This window comes from Methylocaldum sp. (assembly GCF_039794385.1).
GTDB lineage: Bacteria > Pseudomonadota > Gammaproteobacteria > Methylococcales > Methylococcaceae > Methylocaldum.
Genome location: NZ_JBDIVO010000246.1, coordinates 1 through 7,072, shown reverse-complemented (window position 1 = coordinate 7,072; position 7,072 = coordinate 1). Strand labels below are relative to the sequence as shown.

Below are 7,072 nucleotides of genomic sequence, written 5' to 3'. Positions count from 1 at the left end.
AACCGGAAAAGTTCTAGAGCAGGACCGCCGTGAACAAGTCTCCGGCGAACCGCGGTTACTGGACCAAAGCCAAGAGAACGCCGGCCGCCACCGCCGAACCGATGACTCCGGCCACGTTCGGCCCCATGGCGTGCATGAGCAGGAAGTTGTACGGATTACTCTCCTGCCCGACCTTGTTGGCTACCCTAGCGGACATCGGCACCGCCGAAACGCCGGCCGCGCCGATGAGAGGATTGACCTTGTTTTCGCTGAACTTATTCATCATCTTCGCCATGAGCACACCGGACGCGGTGCCGAAGCTGAAGGCGATGGCTCCGAGTACCAGAATGCCCAAGGTTTCCGGCCGCAAGAACTGCGCCGCGCTCAGTTTCGATCCGACCGAAAGCCCCAGAAAGATCGTGACGATATTGATCAGCTCGTTCTGTGCAGTCTTGCTCAAACGCTCGACGACGCCGCATTCGCGCATCAGATTGCCCAGGCAGAACATACCGATCAAAGGCGCGGCCGATGGCAGCAACATCGCGGTGAGGATCAGCAAGACCACCGGAAAAATGATCTTTTCCTTGCGGCTGACGATCCGAAGCTGCGCCATCTCGATCAAGCGCTCCTCGGACGTCGTCAAGGCGCGCATGATCGGCGGCTGAATCAGGGGCACCAAAGCCATGTAGGAATAAGCCGCCACCGCGATCGCGCCCAATAGTTCCGGCGCAAGCTTGGAGGCGACGTAAATCGCCGTGGGCCCGTCCGCTCCGCCGATGATGGCGATGGCTGCGGCATCCTTGAAAGAAAAGGTGAGGCCCGGAACCAGGTTCAGCGCCAATGCCCCGAACAAGGTTCCGAAGATGCCGAATTGCGCGGCCGCTCCCAAGAGCAGGGTCTTGGGGTTCGCCAGCATGGGCCCGAAGTCGGTCATCGCCCCGACGCCCATGAAGATGAGCAGTGGGAAAATTCCCGTTTTAATGCCGTAGTAAAGATACGACAGCAGCCCCCCCTCCTCTGCGATACCGGCTACCGGAATATTGCTCAACACGGCGCCAAATCCGATGGGAAGCAGGAGCAGCGGCTCGAAACCCTTGCGAATAGCCAGGAAAATCAGGAGAAAGCCGACGCCCATCATGAGCACCTGGCCAATCTGGAAATTGGACAATCCGGTGCTTTGCCAAAGCTGGATGAAACCCTCCATCGGTTACCTCATCCCAGGGTCAGCAAGACATCGTTGGCCGCGACGGTATCGCCGACCTTGACCGCGATGTGGCCCACCGTTCCGCCTACACGCGTGCGAACCTCGGTTTCCATCTTCATGGCTTCCATCACCACCACGACCTCGCTTTCCGTAACGGTCTGGCCTTCCTTGACGTTGATCCGAAGAATATGTCCGGCCATAGGTGCCTTCACCGCTTCCCCCGTACCGATGCGAACGGCGGGCTGCACGGTCGAACCCGCGACAGGTTGCACCGACGTGATGGCACCTCCCGGAGCGACCTCGACGTGATAAACCCTGCCGTTGACCGTGACGGTATAGGCCTTGGCCCCGTCCGAGAATGCCGCCGCCTGCGTAACTTCGGCTCTCGGAGCTTCGGACTTCGGAGTCTCTTCCGTTCCCGGCGCCGGCTCGAAAGCCGAAGGATTGCCGCGATTTTGAAGGAAGCGCCAACCGATCTGGGGAAAGAGCGCGTAAGTCAGCACGTCGTCCACTTCGTTTTCCGTCAGATTGACCTTGTGCTCGGCAGCCATTTTCCTGAGTTCCGCCGTCAGCTTGTCCATTTCTGGCTCCAGCAGGTCCGCCGGCCGGCAAGTAATCGGCTCGGAACCTTCGAGCACCCGCTGTTGCAACTCTTTATTGACCGGAGCAGGCGTCGCCCCGTATTCGCCCCTGAGCACGCCGGCGGTTTCCTTGGCAATCGTTTTGTAGCGCTCGCCCGACAGCACGTTGATCACGGCCTGGGTTCCGACGATCTGCGAAGTCGGCGTAACCAGCGGAATGAAGCCCAAATCTTCGCGAACCCTCGGAATCTCTTCCAACACTTCGTCGAAGCGGTCCAGAGCCCCCTGCTCTTTCAACTGGCTTTCCATGTTGGTCAACATGCCGCCGGGAACTTGCGCCACCAGGATGCGGCTGTCGACACCCTTCAGGCTGCCCTCGAACTTGGCGTATTTCTTCCGGACCTCGCGGAAATAAGCGGCAATCTCTTCAAGAAGGCGCAGATCCAGACCGGTGTCCCGCTTATGCCCCTGATAGGTCGCCACGATGGCTTCGGTGGGGCTGTGGCCGTAGGTCATGCTCATCGACGAGATCGCGGTGTCAACATTATCGATGCCGGCTTCCACCGCCTTGACGATGGCCGCAGTGCTGAGCCCGGTCGTCGCATGACACTGCATGTGAATCGGAACCTTGACGGCCTTTTTCAGCTTCTTGATCAGTTCCTCGGCTACATAAGGCTTCAAGAGTCCGGCCATGTCCTTGATGCAGATGGAGTGCGCGCCCATGTCCTCCAGGCGTTTCGCCAAGTCGACCCACATCGGGATGGTATGCACCGGGCTCACGGTGTAAGAGATGGTGCCCTGGGCGTGCTTGCCCGCATTGATCGTCGCTTTGATGGCTCTTTCGAAATTGCGCAGGTCGTTCAACGCGTCGAAGATGCGGAACACGTCCACGCCGTTTTCCGCCGCCCGCTCGACGAACTTGTCCACCACGTCGTCGGCGTAATGACGATAGCCGAGCAGGTTCTGCCCGCGCAGCAGCATTTGCAGTCGGGTACGAGGCAGCGCCTTTTTGAGCGCGCGCAAACGCTCCCACGGGTCTTCGCCCAAATAACGAATGCAGGCGTCGAAGGTCGCTCCCCCCCAGCTTTCGAGCGACCAGAAACCGACTTGATCCAACTTGTCGCAAATCGGCAGCATGTCCTCGAGCCGCAAACGGGTAGCCAACAGGGACTGATGCGCGTCGCGCAGAACGACGTCGGTTATGCCTAAGGGGTTAGCCATGGAACAAACTCCTAAGTTCTTCTCTGTATGTTATTGATTCTGGTACCGGTGAATGGCCGCCGTTATGGCGGCTACGATTTCGGATTGATCCGACTCGACATCCGGGGCCTGGACAGAAGCGCCTGGAGCGTGTTCCGGTTCGGGTACGTAGCGATTGAGCAATTTCGATGTAATACCGATTACCCAGACCAGCAACGCTAAAAAGAGATACACGATCGTCATGCCGATCAGCATGAGCTTGATACCGGAAAGCAGCAATTCGGCTATTGAATATTCCATGTCTCGCAAAAGCTTTGAGCAAACGGACGAATGATAATGTGCAAACCGGCGAAAGTCGAACGGGATTGTCACGGAATTGCAGCAACTCCCGAGTCCCGGAGCGCTTGACTGCACAGGGATACTCGGCCTTGCGAGCGAGGCGGGCTCGGGTGAGATTAATTCGCCGTGGGGCCGGCAGAACCGCCGCCGACGGCTTTCCGATTGCTGCGAGAATTACGGATTTCGGCCATGGCCCTATCGGTCGCGCCGACCGAGTGCTATCGGCAGAGGTTGCTTGAACCCTGGTACCCTGCCCCGCTCGTCCTCCGGCCAGAAATTCCGGTTTAGACAGTTTGGATTATTTCGCCAGAGCCTTGCCGGAATGCGGTTTACCGTGGGTATGAACTGCCTTGTCGGAACCGGGTTTGCCGTGGGTATGCGCAGTTTCGTCGGAGGCCGGTTTGTCATGGGCATGCGCAGTTTCGTCGGAGGGCGGTTCGTCATGGATATGCACGGCCTCCTCGGAATCCGGTTCGCGATGAGCATCCAAAGCCATGTCCGAGCCGGCTGGGCGATGCTCGTGACCATCGTCATGATGGTGGTCGTCTGCGACCTGTAAACTTTTTACCCCGACACCATGCTGGTAAACCATCAATCCTCCCAAGTCCGCGGCAAAAACGATGCCGGCGAGGATGATCGCTCCCAGGAACAAGTGTAAAGCCTGACCCATGGCGGAAAATCGTTCCCTACTGAAGAGGCGCCAAATGGCCAGGGTCGATGACAAACCTGCCACTGTCAATCCCAGCCTTTCATGCCATTCCATGATGTCGTGTACGGTGCTGCCGTGGGGAACGGTGTCTTCCGCGATCAAACCTGCGACAGCGGCCGCGATGGCGCCCAAAGCCCCCAAATAAAGCATCCAGCTTGCAGCATGCCGCAGACCCGGCTGTCTTAGCACCACGCCTATGAGCTCGAGCAGAAAAAAACCGGTCAGAAAAGCGATCGGAAAGTGGACAATTAGCGGGTGCCAATTGGTTCCCAGCGCCTCGATGCCGGCAAACGGATTGCCGGAAGATCCGGACTCGAGCGTCCGAGACACGGTGTCGAGCGCGCTCTCGACAACCATTAGGAATCCGCCGCCATTTCCGTCGCCGGCTCCGTGCACGGCGGGGGATATGAAGTGTCCGATCAAATCCGGACCTGGAAAATTGAACATGATCGCTTCCGAATACTGAGTTGAAGGTCAAATGGGGTCGTTGCCGAACTGTCGGAGACGTTTTCTTAGTCGCCCTTTCTTAAAACAAGTTTCGCAGAGAACGCCTGGAATCGAAACCGTACCCCACTTTCGCTTCGTTTTCCGTCCGCGATCTCCTTATCGATATGGAATCTGAAAAGCCCACACCGGGTATAACGTCGCGCTGGATCGCTCATCAGGTCAGGCCCGGCGCACCTGGGGCAATCAATGAACCGATGGCATACGTCACGATGCCGGCGATGCCGCCGATCAGCACCATGCGCAGACCGCCCAACAGAGCACTCCGGCCGGTGAAGAGACTCAAGCATGCCCCGATTGCAAACAAACTGACTCCGGCTGAGAGACCCGCGATCTGAACGCCTCTATGCATGTCGAACCCCAGGAGAAACGGGATGAGCGGGATGCTCGCGCCCCCTGAAAATGCCAGAAAAGAGAACAACGCGGCGCCCCAGGGCGAACCCAAATCGTCAGGATTTACGCCCAGTTCCTCGCGCGCCAGAAGATCCAGGGCGTTTTCCGGGTCGCTCATCATCTGTCGGGTGGCGCGGCGCGCCTGCTGCAAACTCATGCCGCGGGCCGCATAAATGACCGCCAGCTCCTCGACTTCTTCTTCCGGGAACATCGCGAACTCCGCCCGTTCGAGATCGATCTGGTATTCGAACAACTCCCGCTGCGACCGCATCGACACATACTCCCCCGCCGCCATGGACAAAGCGCCGGCCAACAAACCGGCGATGCCGGCCATCGCCACCATCCCGGTCCCCGTGCTCGCTCCGGCCATACCCAAGATCAAGCTGGTGTTCGACAACAGTCCGTCGTTGACGCCGAATACGGCCGCCCGCAGGTTGCCGCCGGCCACCCCTTTATGGCGCCGGCCTACATCTTCGGCGCTGGTGGGCATCGCATGGCGTGTCTCCAGCCCTTGGCCCGAATAGGCGGAAAGCCCCCGGATCTTCATGCTGGCCAGAACCGGGCGCAGGGCCTTCGGGCCGAACGCCCGAACCAGGCGGCCGATCAATCGGGCCCGCGGCGTCGGCTTGAAAGGCGGCAACGCGGAACCTTCCGCCTTCAAACGGCTCTCCCAAAGCGCAGCTTGAGTGTCGGCCTGTTCGGCGAGCTTGCGAAACAAACGCCGCATCCGGCGATTGTTCTCGGCGGCGGCGATCACGCGATACAACCAGGCTGATTGCTTTTCCTGAAACCAACTGTTGAGAAGGGACATGGGTCTGGAATGATGGGAATATCGGTGTGGGACGGGCGTCGGCGTAAAACCTTGTTCGTTGCACAGCCTCCATGGGCATAATACCGACTCTGAGGACGAGAAGACATCCGGGATGTATCTTCGTTTGAAGGCCGAGTCATCACTCGAGCTCAAGCCGGTCGATCGTCCCGATTTGAGTGCGGGATTCACAACAGGGAGACAAGAGCAATGAGCTTTACCGCAGACCAGATTCACGCCGGCCAGGCCGTCTATACCCGACCTATCCTGAAAATCTACGACCTTGCCGTGCTCGGGCTATCCAACCGACTGATTTGGAAGTGCCCAACTCAGCGACTCGTAGAGCATTACAACAAACACGTCACGGCGAATCATTTGGATGTCGGCGTCGGCACCGGCTATTTTGTGGATAAGTGCCGCTTTCCGATGCTGGTACCGCGCGTTGCACTGATGGACCTCAACGAGACCTCGCTGGATTTCGCCTCCCGGCGCATCGCCCGATATCAGCCGGAAACCTATGTCCGCAACGTCCTGGCACCCATATCCATCGACGAGCCGAAATTCGATTCGGTCGGGATCAATTACCTGCTCCACTGCCTTCCGGGGCCCATCGAATCCAAGGCGGTCGCTTTCGATCACCTCAAGGCGCTGATGAATCCCGGTGCGGTCCTGTTCGGTTCGACCCTGCTCCAGGGCGGCGTTCCGCGAAGTCGATTCGCGAAGCGCCTCATGGACATCTACAACAAGAAGGGAATCATGTCGAACGCGCACGACAGTCTGGACGGACTGAAGGCGGCGCTTAATCAGCGGTTTCGCGAGGTTTCCGTCGAGGTCGTTGGATGCGTGGCTCTTTTTTCAGGGCGCGCTTGGGGCTGATGGCGGTTGGCCATCTCTACCCTGGCGCGACGGGCAAGAAGGAGAGACCTAACTTCCGCCAGCGTAGCCCGGATGAAGCCTTGCTGAATCCGGGATGATCGGTGCTCCGACCTTCCCGGATTTCACTGCGTTGCATCCGGGCTACTTACTGAGTACTAGCGAGCACTCAACAGATCCTCGGCAGTTGTTCGCCGCTCGGAAGGTCGAGTACGCGGACGATGCCGTACGGGTTGCGCAGGCCGACTCGCCCTTCGCCCGCCGCGCCGACCCGCCCGATGAGAGACGCATCGCGCCCCAAAGGATGGGCGTGCAGCACATCCATCGCCCGGCCTACGGCGCTCGCCGGAACGAAAAGGACCATGCGACCTTCGTTGGCCACGTAGAGCGGGTCGAAACCGAGGATTTCGCACGCGCCCCGTACCGGCGCGGCGACCGGTATGGCGTCCTCGTTCAGCTCCATATCGAACCCGGCATCCCTC

Annotated in this window: 7 protein-coding genes; 1 reads left to right on the top strand and 6 read right to left on the bottom strand. The window is 59.2% G+C overall.

Annotated elements, in window-relative coordinates; translation table 11 throughout:
• Positions 1 to 55 precede the first annotated feature (55 nt).
• From ABJK70_RS17620 to ABJK70_RS17600, 5 genes are all read right to left on the bottom strand, one after another.
• A complete protein-coding gene (locus ABJK70_RS17620; RefSeq protein ID WP_077732261.1) occupies positions 56 to 1,183 on the bottom strand; it encodes a sodium ion-translocating decarboxylase subunit beta in 1,128 nt (375 codons plus the stop codon).
• An 8-nt stretch (positions 1,184 to 1,191) separates the two neighbouring features.
• The gene (oadA, locus tag ABJK70_RS17615) at positions 1,192 to 2,985 is read right to left on the bottom strand and encodes a sodium-extruding oxaloacetate decarboxylase subunit alpha (protein ID WP_347258624.1); all 1,794 of its coding nucleotides are present in this window, start codon (positions 2,983 to 2,985) and stop codon (positions 1,192 to 1,194) included.
• Between the two features lie 30 nt (positions 2,986 to 3,015).
• Positions 3,016 to 3,264: an OadG family protein gene (locus tag ABJK70_RS17610; RefSeq protein WP_077732259.1), complete on the bottom strand. Its 249-nt coding sequence runs from the start codon at positions 3,262 to 3,264 to the stop codon at positions 3,016 to 3,018.
• Positions 3,265 to 3,601: 337 nt separating this feature from the next.
• Positions 3,602 to 4,459: a DUF2231 domain-containing protein gene (locus ABJK70_RS17605; RefSeq protein ID WP_156880868.1), complete on the bottom strand. Its 858-nt coding sequence runs from the start codon at positions 4,457 to 4,459 to the stop codon at positions 3,602 to 3,604.
• A gap of 214 nt (positions 4,460 to 4,673) precedes the next feature.
• Entirely contained in the window at positions 4,674 to 5,720 is a 1,047-nt protein-coding gene (locus tag ABJK70_RS17600) for a VIT1/CCC1 transporter family protein (RefSeq protein WP_077732257.1), read from the bottom strand.
• Between the two features lie 207 nt (positions 5,721 to 5,927).
• Between ABJK70_RS17600 and ABJK70_RS17595 the strand changes: the two genes are divergently transcribed.
• A complete protein-coding gene (locus ABJK70_RS17595) occupies positions 5,928 to 6,593 on the top strand; it encodes a class I SAM-dependent methyltransferase (protein WP_077732256.1) in 666 nt (221 codons plus the stop codon).
• Between the two features lie 166 nt (positions 6,594 to 6,759).
• On the opposite strand, the gene ABJK70_RS17590 is transcribed toward ABJK70_RS17595, so the two are convergent.
• Positions 6,760 to 7,072 (bottom strand): AIR synthase-related protein (locus ABJK70_RS17590; protein ID WP_347258623.1); only part of this gene is annotated, 313 nt, incomplete at its 5' end.

Excerpts from the sequence above, each read along its gene's own strand:
- oadA (WP_347258624.1), bottom strand. The coding sequence starts at position 2,985 with ATGGCTAACCCCTTAGGCATAACCGACGTCGTTCTGCGCGACGCGCAT.
- ABJK70_RS17605 (WP_156880868.1), bottom strand. The coding sequence starts at position 4,459 with ATGTTCAATTTTCCAGGTCCGGATTTGATCGGACACTTCATATCCCCC.
- ABJK70_RS17595 (WP_077732256.1), top strand. The coding sequence starts at position 5,928 with ATGAGCTTTACCGCAGACCAGATTCACGCCGGCCAGGCCGTCTATACC.
- ABJK70_RS17610 (WP_077732259.1), bottom strand. The coding sequence starts at position 3,264 with ATGGAATATTCAATAGCCGAATTGCTGCTTTCCGGTATCAAGCTCATG.
- ABJK70_RS17600 (WP_077732257.1), bottom strand. The coding sequence starts at position 5,720 with ATGTCCCTTCTCAACAGTTGGTTTCAGGAAAAGCAATCAGCCTGGTTG.
- ABJK70_RS17620 (WP_077732261.1), bottom strand. The coding sequence starts at position 1,183 with ATGGAGGGTTTCATCCAGCTTTGGCAAAGCACCGGATTGTCCAATTTC.